Source organism: Kitasatospora sp. NBC_01287 (assembly GCF_026340565.1).
Taxonomy (GTDB): Bacteria; Actinomycetota; Actinomycetes; order Streptomycetales; family Streptomycetaceae; genus Kitasatospora.
This window is the reverse complement of the sequence record NZ_JAPEPB010000001.1, coordinates 2,856,973-2,874,740: the sequence shown is the minus strand read 5'-3', so window position 1 is coordinate 2,874,740 and position 17,768 is coordinate 2,856,973. Positions and strand designations below refer to the sequence as shown.

18 protein-coding genes are annotated in these 17,768 nt (G+C 72.7%); 11 read left to right on the top strand and 7 right to left on the bottom strand.

Annotation, left to right across the window (positions count from 1 at the left end):
* Positions 1–40: 40 nt before the first annotated feature.
* Positions 41–982, bottom strand: a complete 942-nt coding sequence (locus OG455_RS12040; protein WP_266300739.1) for a heme A synthase — start codon at positions 980–982, stop codon at positions 41–43.
* Between the two features lie 189 nt (positions 983–1,171).
* On the opposite strand from OG455_RS12040, the gene OG455_RS12035 reads away from it, so the two are divergent.
* Together OG455_RS12035 and OG455_RS12030 are read left to right on the top strand one after the other, a co-directional pair.
* Positions 1,172–2,596, top strand: a complete 1,425-nt coding sequence (locus tag OG455_RS12035) for a choice-of-anchor A family protein (RefSeq protein ID WP_266292921.1) — start codon at positions 1,172–1,174, stop codon at positions 2,594–2,596.
* Between the two features lie 299 nt (positions 2,597–2,895).
* Complete coding sequence (locus tag OG455_RS12030; RefSeq protein WP_266292919.1) at positions 2,896–3,618, top strand: hypothetical protein; 723 nt, start codon at positions 2,896–2,898, stop codon at positions 3,616–3,618.
* Positions 3,619–3,764: 146 nt separating this feature from the next.
* On the opposite strand, the gene OG455_RS12025 is transcribed toward OG455_RS12030, so the two are convergent.
* The gene (locus OG455_RS12025) at positions 3,765–4,535 is read right to left on the bottom strand and encodes an ABC transporter permease (RefSeq protein ID WP_266292917.1); all 771 of its coding nucleotides are present in this window, start codon (positions 4,533–4,535) and stop codon (positions 3,765–3,767) included.
* Positions 4,532–5,461 (bottom strand): ABC transporter ATP-binding protein, encoded by a 930-nt coding sequence (locus OG455_RS12020; RefSeq protein ID WP_266292915.1) that lies wholly within the window; start codon positions 5,459–5,461, stop codon positions 4,532–4,534. The genes OG455_RS12025 and OG455_RS12020 overlap by 4 nt, the downstream gene beginning before the upstream one ends.
* Positions 5,462–5,593: 132 nt before the next feature.
* Between OG455_RS12020 and OG455_RS12015 the strand changes: the two genes are divergently transcribed.
* The 8 genes from OG455_RS12015 to OG455_RS11980 are packed head-to-tail and all read left to right on the top strand — an operon-like array spanning position 5,594 to position 12,422.
* On the top strand, positions 5,594–6,439 hold the full coding sequence (locus OG455_RS12015; RefSeq protein WP_266292913.1) for a metalloregulator ArsR/SmtB family transcription factor: 846 nt from the start codon (positions 5,594–5,596) through the stop codon (positions 6,437–6,439).
* Positions 6,436–7,851, top strand: coding sequence for a Fe-S cluster assembly protein SufB (sufB, locus tag OG455_RS12010; protein WP_266292911.1), 1,416 nt, complete (start codon positions 6,436–6,438; stop codon positions 7,849–7,851). Before OG455_RS12015 ends, sufB begins: the two co-directional genes overlap by 4 nt.
* 59 nt (positions 7,852–7,910) lie before the next feature.
* Positions 7,911–9,155 (top strand): Fe-S cluster assembly protein SufD, encoded by a 1,245-nt coding sequence (gene sufD / locus OG455_RS12005; RefSeq protein ID WP_266292909.1) that lies wholly within the window; start codon positions 7,911–7,913, stop codon positions 9,153–9,155.
* On the top strand, positions 9,152–9,493 hold the full coding sequence (locus OG455_RS12000) for a non-heme iron oxygenase ferredoxin subunit (RefSeq protein ID WP_266292907.1): 342 nt from the start codon (positions 9,152–9,154) through the stop codon (positions 9,491–9,493). The genes sufD and OG455_RS12000 overlap by 4 nt, the downstream gene beginning before the upstream one ends.
* A gap of 2 nt (positions 9,494–9,495) precedes the next feature.
* The gene (sufC, locus tag OG455_RS11995; protein ID WP_266292905.1) at positions 9,496–10,260 is read left to right on the top strand and encodes a Fe-S cluster assembly ATPase SufC; all 765 of its coding nucleotides are present in this window, start codon (positions 9,496–9,498) and stop codon (positions 10,258–10,260) included.
* Entirely contained in the window at positions 10,257–11,531 is a 1,275-nt protein-coding gene (locus tag OG455_RS11990) for a cysteine desulfurase (RefSeq protein ID WP_323185476.1), read from the top strand. Before sufC ends, OG455_RS11990 begins: the two co-directional genes overlap by 4 nt.
* Before the next feature lie 14 nt (positions 11,532–11,545).
* The gene (gene sufU / locus OG455_RS11985) at positions 11,546–11,998 is read left to right on the top strand and encodes a Fe-S cluster assembly sulfur transfer protein SufU (RefSeq protein ID WP_266292903.1); all 453 of its coding nucleotides are present in this window, start codon (positions 11,546–11,548) and stop codon (positions 11,996–11,998) included.
* Positions 11,999–12,014: 16 nt separating this feature from the next.
* Positions 12,015–12,422 (top strand): metal-sulfur cluster assembly factor, encoded by a 408-nt coding sequence (locus OG455_RS11980; protein ID WP_266292901.1) that lies wholly within the window; start codon positions 12,015–12,017, stop codon positions 12,420–12,422.
* A gap of 221 nt (positions 12,423–12,643) precedes the next feature.
* On the opposite strand, the gene OG455_RS11975 is transcribed toward OG455_RS11980, so the two are convergent.
* The gene (locus OG455_RS11975) at positions 12,644–13,174 is read right to left on the bottom strand and encodes a hypothetical protein (protein ID WP_266292899.1); all 531 of its coding nucleotides are present in this window, start codon (positions 13,172–13,174) and stop codon (positions 12,644–12,646) included.
* A 144-nt stretch (positions 13,175–13,318) separates the two neighbouring features.
* Positions 13,319–14,647 (bottom strand): MFS transporter, encoded by a 1,329-nt coding sequence (locus tag OG455_RS11970; protein ID WP_266292897.1) that lies wholly within the window; start codon positions 14,645–14,647, stop codon positions 13,319–13,321.
* A 328-nt stretch (positions 14,648–14,975) separates the two neighbouring features.
* Between OG455_RS11970 and OG455_RS11965 the strand changes: the two genes are divergently transcribed.
* Positions 14,976–16,613, top strand: coding sequence for a hypothetical protein (locus OG455_RS11965; protein ID WP_266292895.1), 1,638 nt, complete (start codon positions 14,976–14,978; stop codon positions 16,611–16,613).
* A 43-nt stretch (positions 16,614–16,656) separates the two neighbouring features.
* On the opposite strand, the gene OG455_RS11960 is transcribed toward OG455_RS11965, so the two are convergent.
* Both OG455_RS11960 and OG455_RS11955 read right to left on the bottom strand, forming a co-directional pair.
* Positions 16,657–17,127 carry an SRPBCC family protein gene (locus OG455_RS11960; RefSeq protein ID WP_266292893.1) on the bottom strand — a complete coding sequence of 157 codons (471 nt, stop codon included), beginning with the start codon at positions 17,125–17,127 and terminating at the stop codon, positions 16,657–16,659.
* Between the two features lie 8 nt (positions 17,128–17,135).
* Positions 17,136–17,591: a VOC family protein gene (locus OG455_RS11955; protein ID WP_266292891.1), complete on the bottom strand. Its 456-nt coding sequence runs from the start codon at positions 17,589–17,591 to the stop codon at positions 17,136–17,138.
* Positions 17,592–17,768: the final 177 nt, after the last annotated feature.

Below are 17,768 nucleotides of genomic sequence, written 5' to 3'. Positions count from 1 at the left end.
GTCTGCCGCTCGCGGGCGCGTGCGGGGGCGCGTCGAGCCGTCAGGCGGTCGCTTCCTGCGGGGTCTGCGCGGGCAGTACGGGGGTCGGCCCGGACCCGGTGTCCCGGGTGCGCAGCGCCAGCGGCACGCGCAGCACGGCGATCCAGGTCAGCGCGGCGCCGAGCATGTGCAGCCCGACCAGCAACTCCGGCGCGTCGGTGAAGTACTGGACGAAGCCCAGCACGCCCTGCGCCATCAGCACCACGAACAGCTCGCGGGCCCTGGCCCGGGCGGCCGGCGGGGCCTTGACGGCCGCCAGCACGAAGATCACCGCGAGCGACAGGCCGACCGTCACGCAGGCGAGGTCGGTGTGCAGCTGGGCCAGCCGGTCGTAGCTGATCGGCACCCGCGGCACGTCGCTGGAGTCGCCCGGGTGGTGCCCCGCGCCGGTGACCAGGGTGCCGGCCGTCACCAGGGCGCCGGTCGCGGCCACCAGGACGTGGCTCAGCTGCCGGACCGGTCCGGTGACCAGCGCCCTGGGCGGCCCGTCGCCCTCCTTGGCCCGCTCCCAGGTCACCACCGCCACCCAGACCAGGGCCAGCGCGGAGAGCATGTGGCAGGCCACCACGTACGGGTTGAGCTTGACCAGCACGGTGATCCCGCCCAGCACGGCGTTGCTCATCACCACCCAGAACTGCCACCAGCCCAGCCGGGTCAGCGAGCGCCTCCCCCGGCCTTCGGCCGGGGGGACCCCCATCGGCTCCGCGCAGCGCGCCGCCAGGATCGCCCAGCCGATCGCCGCGCAGAGCACGTAGGTGAGCATCCGGTTGGTGAACTCGATGATCCCGTGGAAGCCCATCGCGGGCGTCGGCGTCACGCTGTCCCCGGTGCAGGTCGGCCAGGTCTTGCAGCCGAGCCCGGAGCCGGTCAGCCGGACCGCGCCGCCGGTGACCACGATGACGACGCTCATCACCAGTGCGGCGAGGGCGGCCCGCCGCACCATGGTGGCGGACGGGTGCCAGCGCTCGGCCAGCAGGGAGAAGGGGGTACGCACCGTTTCATCCTAGGTTGCGCGCTTGCCGATCTTGCGGCGGGGGCGACCTGCCGGGCCGGGCGGGGGCGGAACGGACTCTTCGGGCGGATCGGACATTGGTCTTGACCAGTGCCGAAGATCCCCGGAAGAGTGCGCGACATGCGCATCCCTGTTCCCGTGCCGGCCCTCGCTCTCGGCGGTTCGCTCATCCTCGGCGGCTCGCTCGCGCTGGGCGCCCTCGCCGCGCCGGCCGCCGTCGCCGCTCCCGCCTCGCCCAGTTGCCCGACCCTCGGGGTGGCGGGCCAGTACGGCGAGTTCATCGAGGGGGACGACACCCACGCGCCGGACGCCGAGGGCGCGGTCGCGGTCGGCGGCAACGCCGACTTCAGCCACGGCTTCAGCGTGGGCCAGGAGTTGACGGACGCCGAGGTCAAGGCGCTGCCGGGGCAGAACGCGCTGGTGGTGGCCGGGGACATCAACGTCGGCGGCGGCAACACCGAGGTGATGAAGGGCAACGGGGTCTACGCGGGACAGAAGCTGGGCGGCGGCCTGCTGGAGGGCCACGCGGGCACCGTGACGCACGGGCCCTTGCCGATCGACTTCGCCGCCGAGTTCACCGAGCTGCGCGGCATCTCCACGGCGCTGGCCGCCCGGGGCGCCACGCCGGGCACCACGGCGGTCGCCGCCGGCCAGGGTGATGGCGCCACGCTGACCCTGACCGGTACCGATGCCTCCTACAACAACTTCGTGGTGAGCGCCGCCCAGTTGCAGGGCGCCAAGGCGATCCGGCTGAAGGTGCCGGCCGGCGCGGTCGCGGTGGTCAACGTCACCGGCGGCAGCTACGACTCGCAGGCGGCCGGCACCACCTCGATCTGGCTCTGGGACCACGGCAAGCAGAGCTGGGTGGAGGACGACAAGCTGCAGAGCGCCGACGGCGGCGCGGTGCGCGCCTCGCTGCTGTGGAACTTCCCGACCGCCACCTCGGTGGTCAAGAACAGCCTGCTGGCCTGGGCCGGCAGCATCCTGGCCCCGAACGCCGACTTCGCCCTGGGTCACGGCGGCCCGGTCAACGGCTCGGTGATCGCCCACTCGCTGACCGGCAGCGGCGGCGCGGAGACCCACCACTCCCCGTTCACCGCCTGCCTGCCGAGCATCCCGACCGGCTCGCCCTCGCCCTCGGCGTCGGCGTCCGGCCCGGCCACCACCCCGCCCACCGGCGGCGGCCCGAGCACCCCGGCCACCACGCCGGTCGGCACGCCCGGCAGCAGCGCGAGCGGCACACCGAGCGGCAGCCCGAGCACCGGCCCGAGCGGCACGCCGAGCACCGGCGGGAGCGCGCACCCGGTGGCCGCGCCCTCGGGGACGCCCGCCACCCCGAGCCCCGGCGCGTCGGCGAGCGGCGCGCTCCCGGTGGGCGCCCCCTCCACCGGCCCGAGCCCGGCGGCCCCGGCGCCTTCGCACGGCGGACTCGCCTTCACGGGCGCCGCCGGTGTGATCCCGCTGACCGTGGGCGGCGTGCTGGTGGTCGGCGCCGGCGCGGGCATCGTGGTCGCCACCCGCCGCCGGGCGGCGCGGAAGGCCTGACGCGCGGCCAACTGTCCTGAACCCGCCCCCTGGCGATCGCCGTAGATCACCAGGGGGCGGGTTCTTTGATCGAGTGTGATCAAAGCAACTTGATTCCCATCCATCGGTGTTGCGCGAGGTGAGGCGTGTGGCGCGCCGGTTCAGCACGTCGCCGCCGGTGCGGCTAGCCGAAATCCAGCCGTTCGCCGGGGTGGTGCGAGGGGCGGGGGCCGGTAGAGTCCCCCGAACCAGGTGTAGCCGGTCCGTCACTGCTCAGCCAACGCCCGTGCTGCACAGTCCCGTTCGGAAGGAACACAGTTATGGCACGACAAGGGCGGATATCCGGTCGGACACTTGCCGGGGCGGCGGCGATCGCGGTGGCCGCCACCGGCCTGCTGGCCGGCAGCGCTTCGGCGCACGACTCTTCGGTCACCGAGACCTGCTCGGGGCTCACGGTCAAGCTGACCGACTACAACGCGAGCGTCACGAACACGATCACGGTGGTCGTGGACGGCAAGACCCTGCTGGACCACCAGACGTTCAAGACCAGCTTCGACCAGACGTTCCCGGTGGACCCCAAGCACACCGCCGTCATCGACACCAAGGTGGCGGTCGTGGCGGGTGACGACGCGACCGGCAAGCACCCGACCTGGACCTTCACGGTCACCCCGCAGATCCCGGTCTGCCCGCCGTCGCCGAGCCCGTCGCCCAGCCCTTCGATCTCGTCCTCGCCGAGTCCGTCGCCGAGCCCCTCCACGGCCTCGCCGAGTCCGTCGCCGAGCCCCTCCACGGCCTCGCCGACCCCGTCGCCGACCCCCACGCCCAGCACCTCGGCGCCCACCACTTCGGCCAAGCCCACCAGCGCCGCCCCCGTGGTCAAGCCCACCACCCCGGCGCCCAAGCCGAGCAGCACCTCGCCGTCGCTCGCCTTCACCGGTGGCGGCAGCGACTCCGGGCTGATCGCCGGTGTCGGCGCGGGCGTGGTCGTGCTCGGTGGCGGACTGGTCTTCCTCAGCCGTCGCCGTCGGGCCGGCCGGCACTGACGCCAGGCCCTGAGCAGCACTGGCCCTGAGCAGCACCGGGCCTGAGCTGCACCGGGCCTGAGCAGCGCTGAGGGGGTGGGGACCGCGACCGGTCCCCACCCCCTCGGCGTTCAGTGCGTCGGACCGGGCGCGTCACGCCCGGTGCCTCACTCCCAGCGGAAGAACCGCGCCGCCGCGGCCAGCGCGAGCACCGCCCAGCCGGCCAGGATGCCGAGGTCCGCCCAGGGCACCCCGGCGCCGGTCTGCAGCACCGAGCGCAGCCCGTCCGAGAGCGCGCTGATCGGCAGCGCCTCCAGCACCCCGCGCACCGCACCGGGGAACTTCGTCAGCGGCACGATCACGCCGCCCGCCAGCAGCAGCAGGACGAAGACCAGGTTGGCCGCCGCCAGGGTGGCCTCGGCCTTCAGCGTGCCGGCCATCAGCAGGCCGAGCCCGGAGAAGGCGGCGGTGCCCAGCACCAGCAGCGCCAGGACCGAGAAGGGGTCGCCGTGCGGCGACCAGCCCAGCGCCAGCGCGATCACCGAGAGCAGCGCGACCTGCAGCGCCTCGGTCACCAGCACGCAGCCGGTCTTCGCGGCCAGCAGCGCCCAGCGCGGCAGCGGGCTCGCGCCGAGCCGCTTGAGCACCCCGTAGCGCCGCTCGAAGCCGGTGGCGATGGCCTGCCCGGTGAAGGCGGTGGACATCACCGCGAGCGCCAGCAGGCCGGGGGCCAGGAAGTCGACCCGCTTGCCGGGGCCGGTCACCGACACCACGTCCACCGCGCTGAACAGCACCAGCAGCACGGTCGGGATCACCACGGTGAGCAGCAGCTGCTCGCCGTTGCGCAGCAGCATCCTGGTCTCGAACGCGGTCTGGGCGAGCACCATCCGGCCCAGCGGCGCGGCGCCGGGCCTGGGGGAGTAGTCCACCGTGGTCACGAGCGAAGCTCCCGTCCGGTCAGTTCGAGGAAGACGTCTTCGAGGCTGCGCCGCTGCACGGTCAGCCGTTCGGGCAGGACGCCGGCCTCGGCGCACCAGGCGGTCACGGCGGCCACCAGCCCGGGGTCGATCGGCGTGGCCTGCACCCGGTAGCTGCCGGGCGCCAGCTCGACGGCCGCCGCGCCGTCCGGGAGCACCTTGGTCAGCGCGCCCAGGTCGAGACCGGCCGGGCCGTCGAAGTGCAGGCTGCTCTCGGCGCCGCCGCGGCAGAGCTCCTCGGGGCTGCCGGCGGCGATCACCCGGCCGCCGTCGACGATGTTGACGGCGTCGGCCAGCTGCTCGGCCTCGTCCATGTAGTGGGTGGTGACCACGACCGTGACGCCGTCCCGGCGCAGGTCGCGGACCAGCTCCCAGGTGGCCCGGCGGGCCTGCGGGTCCAGGCCGGCGGTCGGCTCGTCCAGGAAGACCAGCTCGGGGCGGCCGACCACGGCCATCGCCAGCGCGAGGCGCTGCTGCTGGCCGCCGGAGAGCCTGCGGTAGGCCGTCCGGCCGCACGAGCCCAGGCCCAGCCGCTCGACCAGGGCGGGCACGTCCAGCGGGTCGGCGTGCAGCCTGGCGGTGTGCCGGAGCATCTCCTCGGCGCGGGCGCCGGCGTACACACCACCCGATTGGAGCATCACGCCGATCCGGGGGCGCAGCTCGGCGGCCTGCCGGACCGGGTCGAGGCCGAGCACCCGCACCGTCCCGGCGTCCGGGCGGCGGTAGCCCTCGCAGGTCTCGATGGTGGTGGTCTTGCCGGCGCCGTTCGGGCCGAGCACCGCGGTGACGGTGCCGCGCTCGATCCGCAGGTCCAGGCCGTCCACCGCGGTCTTCTCGCCGTACCGCTTGACCAGCCCGGCGATCTCGACGGCGGGGTGTGTTCGCATTCCGGCAGTCTAAGAGCCCCCGATGACGATCATCAGGTAAGGCTTACCTTCCGTGATGGATCACACCGCTGAGGCGTGGATCACGGCTTGTTCGTCCGGAAGTAATTACGCAACAATGGTGTTGTGAAAAACATGCGCGAGCACCAGGGGGAGCCGGAGGCCGAGTCGGCCCCCGGTTCACCGGTGCCCGCGACCGCGACCGAGGTGCTGCTGGACGGCCACCGGGCCACCCGGGACCGGGTCGCCCGCTCCATCCTGGACCACGGCCCCTCCTCCGCCGCAGACCTGGCCAGCCGGCTGGGCCTGACCGCCGCCGCCGTGCGCCGCCACCTGGACGGGCTGGCCGCCGCCGGCCTGGTCGAGTCCCGCGAGCAGCGGGTCTACGGCAGTCGCGGGCGCGGCCGCCCGGCCAAGGTGTTCGCGCTCACCGAGTCCGGTCGGGACGCCTTCTACCAGGCCTACGACCAGCTCGCCGCCGACGCGCTGCGCTGGATCGCCGAGGCGGTCGGCGGCGGCCCGGCGGGCGAGGAGGCGGTCGCCGCCTTCGCCCGGGCCCGGTTCGGCAAGCAGGGGCAGCGCTACCTCGGCGCGCTGGAGCAGGCCTCGGCCGACCGGCGCACGGAGGCGCTCGCGGAGGCGCTGAGCGCCGACGGGTACGCTGCCACAGTGCGGCGTGTGCCGTCCGCCGCGGTGGCGAAGGCCCCCGCCGGAGCTCAGCTCTGCCAGCACCACTGCCCGGTCGCGCACATCGCCGAGCAGTTCCCCCAGCTCTGCGAGGCGGAGACCGAGGTCTTCTCCCAGCTGCTGGGGACCCATGTGCAAAGGCTGGCCACCATCGCCCACGGTGATGGGGTCTGCACCACCTATGTGCCGGCACCCGGTGCCGCACCGTCGCCCCGTCCGGGCACCGGTGCAGCGCCGACTGCCGGTACGACCACCGAAGAACCCGCTACGTCCGCGCGGAGGAGTCCCGCATGACTGACACCGTTTCCCACCCCGAGCTCGAAGGTCTGGGCACCTACGAGTACGGCTGGTCGGACCCCGACGCGGCCGGCTCGGTGGCCAAGCGCGGCCTGAGCGAGGAGGTCGTCCGCGACATCTCGGCGAAGAAGTCCGAGGCGCAGTGGATGCTCGACCTGCGCCTCAAGGGCCTGAAGCTGTTCGGCAAGAAGCCCATGCCGACCTGGGGCTCCGACCTCAGCGGCATCGACTTCGACAACATCAAGTACTTCGTGCGCTCCACCGAGAAGCAGGCCGAGTCCTGGGAGGACCTGCCCGCCGACATCAAGGCGACCTACGACCGGCTGGGCATCCCGGAGGCCGAGAAGCAGCGCCTGGTCGCCGGTGTCGCCGCGCAGTACGAGTCGGAGGTCGTCTACCACCAGATCCGCGAGGACCTGGAGGAGCAGGGCGTGATCTTCCTCGACACGGACACCGCGCTCAAGGAGCACCCGGAGATCTTCCAGGAGTACTTCGGCACCGTGATCCCGGTCGGCGACAACAAGTTCGCCGCGCTGAACACGGCCGTGTGGTCCGGCGGCTCGTTCATCTACGTGCCGAAGGGCGTGCACGTGGACATCCCGCTGCAGGCCTACTTCCGGATCAACACCGAGAACATGGGCCAGTTCGAGCGGACGCTGATCATCGTCGACGAGGACGCCTACGTCCACTACGTCGAGGGCTGCACCGCGCCGATCTACTCCTCGGACTCGCTGCACAGCGCCGTCGTGGAGATCATCGTCAAGAAGGGCGGCCGCTGCCGCTACACGACGATCCAGAACTGGTCGAACAACGTCTACAACCTGGTCACCAAGCGCGCCGTGGCGTACGAGGGCGCGACCATGGAGTGGGTCGACGGCAACATCGGCTCCAAGGTCACCATGAAGTACCCGGCCGTGTACCTGATGGGCGAGCACGCCAAGGGCGAGACCCTGTCGATCGCCTTCGCGGGCGAGGGCCAGCACCAGGACGCCGGCGCCAAGATGGTGCACATGGCGCCGAACACCTCCTCCAACATCGTCTCCAAGTCGGTGGCGCGCGGCGGTGGCCGCACCTCCTACCGCGGACTGATCGAGATCGGCGAGGGCTCCAAGGGCGCAAAGTCCAACGTGCTCTGCGACGCGCTGCTGGTGGACACCATCTCCCGCTCGGACACCTACCCCTACGTGGACGTCCGCGAGGACGACGTCTCGATGGGCCACGAGGCGACCGTCTCCAAGGTCAGCGAGGACCAGCTCTTCTACCTGATGAGCCGCGGCATGACCGAGTTCGAGGCGATGGCGATGATCGTGCGCGGCTTCGTCGAGCCGATCGCGCGCGAGCTGCCGATGGAGTACGCGCTGGAGCTGAACCGGCTGATCGAGCTGCAGATGGAGGGTTCGGTCGGCTGACGCCCAGTCAGCCACCGGAGCCCACCCACACTTTGAGGAAGAGAGCAACACGAACAGCCATGGCTGACACGCCCATGAACACCGCCGGCTCCACCACCGCCGGCTCGATCGAGGTCGGTACCGCCGGCGCCGGCGCGCAGCTGGCCGGTCCCGGCACCGGTCGGGCCTCCGTGCAGCAGCCGATCGACGCCCGCGTCGCGGTCAAGCCCTCGTACGACGTGAACGACTTCCCGGTGCCCACGGGCCGCGAGGAGGACTGGCGGTTCACCCCGATGCACCGCCTGGCCGGCCTGCACGACGGCACCGCGGCCGAACGGGCGGGGGGTGCCGCGGGCACCGACAAGATCGAGTTCTCGCTGCCCGAGGGCGTCACCGCCGACCTGGTCGGCCGCGACGACGCGCGGATCGGCAAGGCCGGCAAGCCGGTCGACCGGGTCGCCGCGCAGGCGTTCAGCGCCTTCGAGCAGGCGCTGGTCGTCACCGTCCCCAAGGACGCGGTGCTCACCGAGCCGGTGCGCGTCGACGTGCGCGCCGAGGGCGGCGTCCGCTTCGCGCACGTGGTGATCGACGTCAAGCCGTTCGCCGAGGCCGTCGTGGTGCTGAACCACACCGGCAGCGGCACCCGGGCGGCCAACGTCGAGCTGCTGGTCGGCGACGGCGCCAAGCTCACCTTCGTCTCCGTCCAGGACTGGGAGCGGGACGCGGTGCACGCCGCCCAGCAGACCGCGCTGGTCGGCCGGGACGCCTCGTTCAAGTCCGTGGTGGTCACCTTCGGCGGCGACCTGGTGCGGATCCACCCCCGGGTCACCTACGCGGCCCCCGGCGGCGAGGCCGAGCTCTTCGGCCTCTACTTCGCCGACGCGGGCCAGCACCTGGAGCACCGCCTGCAGATCGACCACGACACCCCGCACTGCCGCTCCAACGTGGTCTACAAGGGCGCGCTGCAGGGCCAGGACGCGCACGCGGTCTGGGTCGGCGACGTGCTGATCCGCGCCGCCGCCGAGGGCACCGACACCTACGAGCACAACCGCAACCTGGTGCTCACCGACGGCGCCCGGGTCGACTCGATCCCGAACCTGGAGATCGAGACCGGCGAGATCGTCGGCGCCGGCCACGCCTCCGCCACCGGCCGCTTCGACGACGAGCAGCTCTTCTACCTGCAGTCGCGCGGCATCTCGCAGGAGGAGGCGCGCCGCCTGGTGGTGCGCGGCTTCTTCGCGGAGCTGGTGCAGCAGATCGGGGTCGCCGAGCTCCACGACGCCCTGATGGAGAAGATCGAGGCCGAGCTGGCGGGCGTGGCATGAGCGAGCGAGCCGGCGGCGCCGCGTACGTCCGCGTCTGTTCGCTCAACGAGCTGGGCGAGGACTCGCCCAAGCGCGTCGAGCTGGGCGGCGGTCTGGCGATCTCGGTCGTCCGCACCGGTGGCGAGGTGTTCGCGATCAACGACATCTGCTCGCACGCGAACGTCTCGCTCTCCGAGGGCGAGGTCGAGGACTGCCGGATCGAGTGCTGGCTGCACGGTTCCGCGTTCGACCTGCGCACCGGAAAGCCCTCGGGGCTGCCCGCCACCCGGCCGGTCCCCGTTTACCCCGTAAAGATCGAAGGGGACGATGTGCTCGTCTCCGTCACCCAGGAGTCCTGAGCATGGCAACCCTTGAAATCCGCGACCTGCACGTCTCCGTCGAGACCGAGAGCGGTCCCCGTGAGATCCTGCGCGGCGTCGACCTGACGGTCAAGCAGGGCGAGACCCACGCCATCATGGGCCCCAACGGCTCCGGCAAGTCCACCCTGGCCTACACCCTGGCCGGGCACCCGAAGTACACCGTCACCGGTGGCGAGGTGCTGCTCGACGGCGAGGACGTGCTCGCGATGTCGGTGGACGAGCGCGCCCGGGCCGGCGTCTTCCTGGCCATGCAGTACCCGGTCGAGGTCCCCGGCGTCTCGGTCTCCAACTTCCTGCGCACCGCGGCCACCGCGATCCGCGGCGAGGCCCCCAAGCTGCGCACCTGGGTGAAGGAGGTCAAGGAGGCCATGGCCACCCTCCAGATGGACCCGGCCTTCGCCGAGCGCAACGTCAACGAGGGCTTCTCCGGCGGCGAGAAGAAGCGCCACGAGATCCTCCAGCTGGAGCTGCTCAAGCCGAAGATCGCGATCCTGGACGAGACCGACTCCGGCCTGGACGTCGACGCGCTGCGCCAGGTCTCCGAGGGCATCAACCGGGTCACCGCCTCCGGTGAGGTCGGCACCCTGCTGGTCACGCACTACACCCGCATCCTGCGGTACATCAAGCCCGACTACGTTCACGTCTTCTCGGCCGGCCGGATCGTCGAGTCCGGTGGCGCGGAGCTGGCCGACAAGCTGGAGAACGAGGGCTACGAGGCTTACGTGAAGGGCGGCGCTTCCGAGTGACAACCATTCATCCCGGCTCGACGCTGGCCGGCCTGCTCGACACCGACGCGATCCGCAAGGACTTCCCGATCCTGCAGCGGGTGCTGCACGACGGCAAGCCGCTGGTCTACCTGGACAACGCGGCCACCTCGCAGAAGCCGCGGCAGGTGCTGGACGCGCTCAACGCGTACTACGAGCGGCACAACGCCAACGTCCACCGCGGTGTCCACGTGCTGGCCGAGGAGGCCACCGCGCTGTACGAGGGCGCCCGGGACAAGGTCGCGGCGTTCATCAACGCGCCGAGCCGGGACGAGGTGATCTTCACCAAGAACGCCTCGGAGTCGCTCAACCTGGTCGCCAACATGCTCGGTTGGGCCGACGAGCCGTACCGCGTGGACGCGGACGCGGAGATCGTCATCACCGAGATGGAGCACCACTCCAACATCGTGCCGTGGCAGCTGCTCTCGCAGCGCACCGGCGCGAAGCTGAAGTGGTTCGGGCTGACCGACGAGGGCCGGCTCGACCTGTCCAACATCGAGCAGCTGATCACCGAGAAGACGAAGATCGTCTCCTTCACGCTGGTCTCCAACCTGCTGGGCACCGTCAACCCGGTCGAGGCGATCGTGCGCCGCGCCCAGGACGTCGGTGCGCTGGTGCTGATCGACGCCTCGCAGGCCGCGCCGCACATGGTGCTGGACGTGCAGGCGCTGGAGGCCGACTTCGTCGCCTTCACCGGCCACAAGATGTTGGCGCCCACCGGCATCGGCGTGCTCTGGGGCCGCCAGGAGCTGCTGGAGGACCTCCCGCCGTTCCTCGGCGGCGGCGAGATGATCGAGACCGTCACCATGGGCTCGTCCACCTACGCCCCCGCGCCGCACAAGTTCGAGGCCGGCACCCCGCCGATCGCCCAGGCGGTCGGGCTCGGCGCGGCCATCGACTACCTGTCCAACGTGGGCATGGCGAAGATCGCCGCGCACGAGCACGCGATCACCGAGTACGCGGTCACCCGCCTGCAGGAGATCCCCGACCTGCGGATCATCGGCCCGCGCACGGCCGTGGACCGCGGCGCCGCGATCTCCTTCGTGCTCGGCGACATCCACCCGCACGACGTCGGCCAGGTGCTGGACGAGCAGGGCATCGCGGTGCGGGTGGGCCACCACTGCGCGCGCCCCGTCTGCCTGCGCTACGGAATTCCGGCGACCACCAGGGCGTCGTTCTACCTGTACTCGACGCCGGGCGAGGTCGACCAGCTGATCGACGGCCTGCACCACGTCCGCAACTTCTTCGGCTGAGGGGTGACGGCGCCATGAAGCTCGACTCCATGTACCAGGAGATCATCCTGGACCACTACCGCAACCCCCACGGCAAGGGGCTGCGCGACGGTGACGCCGAGGTGCACCACGTCAACCCGACCTGCGGGGACGAGATCACCCTGCGGGTGCGGCTCGACGGGACGGTCGTCGCGGACGTCTCCTACGAGTCGCAGGGCTGCTCGATCAGCCAGGCCAGCGCCTCGGTGCTGAACGACCTGGTGGTCGGCAAGCCGGTGGGCGAGGCCCAGCTGATCCAGCAGGCCTTCCTGGAGCTGATGCAGAGCAAGGGCCAGGGCGAGGGCGACGAGGAGGTGCTGGAGGACGCGGTCGCGTTCGCCGGCGTCTCCAAGTACCCCGCCCGGGTCAAGTGCGCGCTGCTCAGCTGGATGGCCTGGAAGGACGCCACCGCGAAGGCGCTCGCCGAGCAGCCGGCCATCAACAACTGACGAGGACCGATTGAGCATGAGTGACACCGAGGCCGGCACCCCGGCCCCCCAGACGGACGGCGAGGCGGCCGCCCAGGCCGAGGGCCCGACCGTCATCGTCGGCACCACCGCCGGCACCGTCTCCGTCGAGGACCTCACCGAGGCCCTGATGGACGTGGTCGACCCCGAGCTGGGCATCGACGTGGTCAACCTGGGCCTGATCTACGGCATCCACATCGACGAGTCCGATGTGGCCACCATCGACATGACGCTCACCTCGGCGGCCTGCCCGCTGACCGACGTCATCGAGGACCAGGCCAAGACCGCCACCGACGGCCTGGTCCAGGACCTGCGGATCAACTGGGTCTGGATGCCGCCGTGGGGCCCGGACAAGATCACCGATGACGGGCGCGAGCAGCTCCGGGCGCTGGGCTTCAACGTCTGAGGTTCGTGGCGTGTCAACCTGCTGCCGCGTGGATCGCTCCTTCGGGGGAATGATCCACGCGGCAGCGGTGTGTCCGCCTGTCCTGGGCGAAGCTGGCGGTCGTGACCAGGGAGGGAGTGGCGAGCCTGGGAGTTCGGCGAGCTGGTGCGCTTGCCCGAGCCCTTCGGCGTCGACATCCCCGCCGATCTCTGGCGCCCCTGGTCCGCCTGAGCCCGCCGTGGTCAGTCGGCCAGGTGGGCGATGATCCGCTCGTTCAACGCGGCGCGGTCCCGCACCAGGTTGAGGCTGACCAGGAGGCGTTGCTCGGTCAGCGGCAGCAGGACGGGGGCGGCGAGCGGGACGGCGATCAGCTTGAGGTGGAACTCGCCGAGGCTGGTGCCGGTGCGCTCCTCGTGGGCGCGGACGGCGCCGGCCAGCTGCGGGCGGCCGCGCTCGCGGGCGAGGTCGGCGAGGGTGCGCTTGTGGCCGGCGGTCCAGGAGCGCAGGGTCTCCTCGTTGGCGTCGACGATCTCGCCCAGCACGCCGCCGGGCGACATCGGGCCCTCCGCCTCGCCGCGGGTGGCCACGGCCCACCAGGAGCGCCACTCGGCGATGAGTGCCTCGGTGGCGGCCGGCGGCCGGTCGAGCACCAACTGGGGCGGGGAGTCGATGGTGAGGAGCGCCTCGGTGGGAGTCGGGGGCGGGTCGGCCGGCCGGAGCGCGGCGCGGATCGCGAGGGCGGCGGCCGCCGGGGCGGAAGTGCCCAGGGACACGGACCAGGGGATGCCGTTCTTCAGGTGCACGACGGGCCTTTCGCGCGGGTGGGGAACGGGCGGGCGCAGCTGACTGTACGTCAGCTGCGCCCGTCGGCAACTCATTTGCTCCCGGCCCTGGTTGGACCGCCGACTCGGGCCGGCTCAGGCCCGCTCGCGCCGCAGTACCGCCCCCGCGAGCCCCACGCAGGCGGCCGCGGCGAGCACCGCGAAGCCGCTGACGGCGGGGAGCAGGCCGTAGTGCTGGGAGAGCGCGCCGACCGCCACGATGGGCAGTGAGCTGCCGAGGTAGACGATCACCCACAGGGCGCTCATCTCGCTCGCGCGCCGCGCCGGGTCCATGGCGGCCACCGCCGTGGTGAAGAGCGAGCGGAAGGCGATGCCCTGGCAGGCGCCGCCGAGCACGCTGCCGGCGAAGAGCAGCGCGGGCTGGTGGGCGTACTCCGCGGTGACCACCAGGGTCAGGCCGAGGGCGAGGCCGGTCATGCCCAGGGCGATGACGCGGCGGTCGCGGGTCGGCGGCACCAGCAACTGGGCCAGGGCGGAGGAGCCGAGCAGCAGCGCGGCGACCACGGCGCCGACCATCCGGGAGTGGGTGTGCAGCAGGCCGGCCGAGAACGCGGGGGCCAGGCTCAGGTAGACGCCGAAGACGGCGTAGGAGACGAAGCCGGTGCCGGCCGCGAGCAGGAAGGCGCGGCGGCCCTGGGCGGGCAGCACCAGGCGGCGCGGGCGCAGGTGCAGTGGTGCGGTGATCCGCGGCGGCGCGTCCTGCGGGCGGCGCGCGCCGGGCATCCGCGGGTGCACCAGGGCCAGCGGCACGCAGAGCACCAGTAGCGCCAGCGCGTGCACCAGGAACGGGGTGAGCAACGGGTGCGCGCCGCCGGCCAGCGAGGCGCCCACCACCGGGCCGAGCGCGACGCCGCCGGCCGAGCAGGCCAGGGTGAGCTTGGCGGCCAGCGTCGGGTGGTCGGGCAGCAGGTCGCCCAGCGCGGCGCCGGCCGCGCCGGTGGCCAGTGCCACCGCGATGCCCTGCACGGCACGGCCCGCGGCCAGCTGGCCGAAGGAGTCGGCGGTGGCGAAGATGGCGTCCCCGCTGGCGGCCAGGCAGACGGCGGGCAGGATCAGCGCGCGCCGCCCCAGCAGGTCCGACCAGTGGCCGACCGCGGCGAGCACCGGGACCAGGGCGAAGACGTAGACGGTGAAGAGCAGCGTGGTGTCGAAGGCGGTCAGGCCCAGGCGCTGCTGCAGCAGCGGGTAGACCGGAGTGGCCAGGTTGGCCCCGATCAGCAGCAGTAGCAGGGCGGCGGCGCAGAGGCCGACGCGGATGCCGCGCAGGGCGTTCCAGCGGCTGACGGCCGCCAGCTGGAGCTGGGTCCGTGGGGCGAGCTCCAGGGGGAGCAGGGCCTCCGAGAGCCGGGTGCCGGTGAGCTGCGCGGTGGGCAGGCCGGAACCGGCAGGGGAGAGGTCCGCCATGGCAGGGGTCTCCTGTGGCCGGGCGCCACCGCGGGTCGGCATGCGTCGCCGACGCGCCCGTCCGGTGGCGCTGTGGTGGTGGCCGTGGGTGCGGGAGAACCGTGGTGGAGCGGGGTGTGCTGTGGTGCGCCGGGCATCGTTGCCCAGGCGTGACCGCGCGCGGGGTGTGCACGGGGTCGAGAGGAAGGATACGGGGTGGTGCGGCAACGGCGTACACGGGTGGCGCGCGCCCCCCGTAGGTCGGACGCTGCCGCGGGCTCGGCCGATACGCTGATCGCAACGCTGATTGCAGTATGCAGCCCCGATCCTCGCTAGGAGCTCGCGCCTGATGGCCGGACGACGCCGCAAGAACCCTGACCACCCGTCGGCGACCGGGCCGGACGCGCTGCCCGGAAGTGAGAGTCTGCTGCCCGCCGACTTCGAGCTTGCCGACCTCTACGGCGCGCACGGATCCGATCCGGAGGAGGACCTGGACGACCTCTCGGTGCTGGTCCCGCCCGTGCGCCTGCTGCCCGAGGCGGAGCTGGCGGCGGCCGCGCTGGCCGTGCCGCTGATCGACCGCGCGGTGAAGCTGGCCCGCTGGAGCGCGCCCACCCGCCCGGTGGACGAGCTGGGCGACCTGCTGGACGCCGACCGCGAGGAGGCCGCCCGGTTCCTCGGCCTGGCCCCGGCCGAGGGCGAGGTCGCCGAGGAGGCGGTGCTGGAGGCGATGCGGGCCTGGTCGCTGGCCGGCGACCTGGAGCTGGTGCTGGTCGCCCACGACGAGGCGGGCAACCGCGCGGCGGCTCCCAGCCAGGAGCTGGCCCCGGTGGAGGCCGGCGACCCGGAGGCGGTGCTGGAGCTGTGGCTCTCCGCCGCCGATGTGATCGCGGAGCTGGCGGTCGAGATCGAGCCGCTGGACGCCGAGCCGGACGCCGGCGAGCGGGCCGACGACGAGCGGGCCGAGGAGCTGCTCGCGCAGTTCGAGGAGGTTCAGGAGGAGGCCGCCGAGCTGCTGGACGAGGCGCTGCAGGTCCTCTACGAGACCACCGCCTTCGCCGAGCCCGGCCAGGAGACGGTGCCGCTCGGGGTGCTGGCCGCGCTGCTGGTGGTGCCCGAGGGCGAGGAGCCGGACGAGGAGATGCTCGGTGACATCACCGACGTGATGGTCGCCCTGGACCCGATGCTCGCCGATCTGGCCGAGATCGGGCTGCTGGAGTACCAGCCGATCGACCCGGACCTCTTCGACGAGGAGGAGGCGGAGCTCGGCGCGGAGGAGGCGGCCGCCCAGGACGCCGAACGGGCCCTGGACGAGGCCGAGGCCGCCCGGTTCGGCCTGGTCAGACTCACGCCGCTGGGCCAGTACGGGATCCGCCAGTGGCTGCTGGACGACGGCTTCGAGGCGCCGCTGATCGGCGAGCTGGCCACCGGCGACGCGGCCGCGCTGCTCGGCGGCATCGCCGAGGCCGCCAATGTGCTGCCCGAGCAGGAGATCCGGGTCTGGCTGGCGGACCGCGAGCCGCTGCCCGCCGCCCGCGAGCTGCTGGCCGCCGCCCGCGGCACCGACCGCACCGCGCCGCTGCGCCGGATGCTCGCCCAGCTGGCGCTGGGGGAGCTGGGCGAGGCCGCCGAGCCGGCCGCCCGCGAGGTGCTGGAGGATCCGGAGCTGGGCGGTGGCGCGCGGGCCTGGCTGGTCTCGCGCGGGGCCGCGGACGTGCCCGCGCCGAACCGCTCGATGGTGCTCTGGACCACGGTGGACACCTTCGCCGCCCAGCTGCTGGACGGCGAGGGTGACGCGGAGCTGCTGCGCGAGCTGATCTCCGGCATGCCGGTGACGGACAACCCGGCGAGCTTCTTCGGCGAGCTGTGGCGGGTCGACCACCCCTACACCGCGCAGGTGCTGGAGGCGGTCGGCGAGCTGCACCTGGACCGCCAGGTGGCCAAGGAGGCCCGCAAGGCGGCCTTCAAGGCGCGGTCGCGGCAGTAGGCGAGGTCACGGCAGTGTCACGCCAGTAGGTGGGCCGCGCGGCTCAGTCGGTGGGCCGCGCGGCGAGGTGGCGGCGCAGCCCGCGCAGGCCCGAGCGCATCATCAGCGCGTGGTTGGCCAGGAAGAACGGGCGCCCGGGCCGCGCGAAGAGCCGCATCAGCGTGGCCCCGCCGCTCACCTCCTCCTCGAAGACGGCCAGGCTGCCCCGGGCGCCGTCGGGCGCGACCGTCCACCGGGACCAGCCGACCAGGTCCCCGGTCAGCTCGGCCTCCAGCACCCCGCCGCGCCCGGCGGGGTGCTCGTCCTGGCGCCGCTCCCGGGCGGTCAGCAGCAGCTCGTAGGGCAGCACCGAGCGGATCCGCAGCCGCCCGGTGCGGTCGTCCAGCCGGCTCACCTCGCGCACCTCGCGCCACCAGCGCGGGTAGTGCTCGACGTCGCGCAGCGCCCGGTAGACGGTTCGGGGCGGCGCGGGCAGCTGCCAGTTGCTGGTGAGGTGGTAGCGGTTGGACTCCATACCCGTGATTACGGGAGAACGAGCTGTCCCGTTCCGCTGAAGGCGAAACCGGGGGCGTGCGCCAGCTCCCACAGGTGGCCGTCGGGGTCCTCGAAGTAGCCGCTGTAGCCGCCCCAGCTGGTGGCCTTAGGCGGCTTGACCACCGAGGCGCCGGCGGCCACGGCCGCCGTCATCGCCTCGTCCACCGCGCGCTCCGACTCCAGGTTGATCCCCATCGTCACGCCGCGGAAGGCGGGCTCGCCGATCGGGGGGATGCCCGCGTCGGCGGCCAACTCGTCGGCCGGGAAGAGGCCGAGCACCGAGTCCGCGGTGCGGAACCAGACGATCTCCGCGCTGGAGGCCGAGGCCCGCGGCCAGCCGAGCGCCTCGTAGAACGCGCTGCTGCGGGCCAGGTCGGCGACGCCGAGGGTGATGATGCTGATCCGGGCGGGCACCGCGCCGCCGCCGGTGTTGGTGGTCGTCATGCCGCTCAGCGTAGGCAGCGGCACCCACAAGATAGGGCCGATCCGCGCGTGGCGGGCCGGGAGCGGGTATCTGCCAACCGTACGAGGGAAGCTGATGGCCCAGCAGGTCGCGCGCCCGTATCGTGGGCGAACGCGGTCCGCCGACCGGGCTCCCCGGCTCGCGGCGACCGCGGACCG

Coding starts and splice junctions, on each gene's coding strand:
- OG455_RS12030 (WP_266292919.1), top strand. CDS start 2,896: ATGGCACGACAAGGGCGGATATCCGGTCGGACACTTGCCGGGGCGGCG.
- OG455_RS12020 (WP_266292915.1), bottom strand. CDS start 5,461: ATGCGAACACACCCCGCCGTCGAGATCGCCGGGCTGGTCAAGCGGTAC.
- sufU (WP_266292903.1), top strand. CDS start 11,546: ATGAAGCTCGACTCCATGTACCAGGAGATCATCCTGGACCACTACCGC.
- OG455_RS12000 (WP_266292907.1), top strand. CDS start 9,152: ATGAGCGAGCGAGCCGGCGGCGCCGCGTACGTCCGCGTCTGTTCGCTC.
- OG455_RS12040 (WP_266300739.1), bottom strand. CDS start 982: ATGGTGCGGCGGGCCGCCCTCGCCGCACTGGTGATGAGCGTCGTCATC.
- OG455_RS12035 (WP_266292921.1), top strand. CDS start 1,172: ATGCGCATCCCTGTTCCCGTGCCGGCCCTCGCTCTCGGCGGTTCGCTC.
- OG455_RS12015 (WP_266292913.1), top strand. CDS start 5,594: ATGCGCGAGCACCAGGGGGAGCCGGAGGCCGAGTCGGCCCCCGGTTCA.
- sufD (WP_266292909.1), top strand. CDS start 7,911: ATGGCTGACACGCCCATGAACACCGCCGGCTCCACCACCGCCGGCTCG.
- sufC (WP_266292905.1), top strand. CDS start 9,496: ATGGCAACCCTTGAAATCCGCGACCTGCACGTCTCCGTCGAGACCGAG.
- OG455_RS11960 (WP_266292893.1), bottom strand. CDS start 17,127: ATGGAGTCCAACCGCTACCACCTCACCAGCAACTGGCAGCTGCCCGCG.
- OG455_RS11965 (WP_266292895.1), top strand. CDS start 14,976: ATGGCCGGACGACGCCGCAAGAACCCTGACCACCCGTCGGCGACCGGG.
- sufB (WP_266292911.1), top strand. CDS start 6,436: ATGACTGACACCGTTTCCCACCCCGAGCTCGAAGGTCTGGGCACCTAC.
- OG455_RS11955 (WP_266292891.1), bottom strand. CDS start 17,591: ATGACGACCACCAACACCGGCGGCGGCGCGGTGCCCGCCCGGATCAGC.
- OG455_RS11970 (WP_266292897.1), bottom strand. CDS start 14,647: ATGGCGGACCTCTCCCCTGCCGGTTCCGGCCTGCCCACCGCGCAGCTC.
- OG455_RS11980 (WP_266292901.1), top strand. CDS start 12,015: ATGAGTGACACCGAGGCCGGCACCCCGGCCCCCCAGACGGACGGCGAG.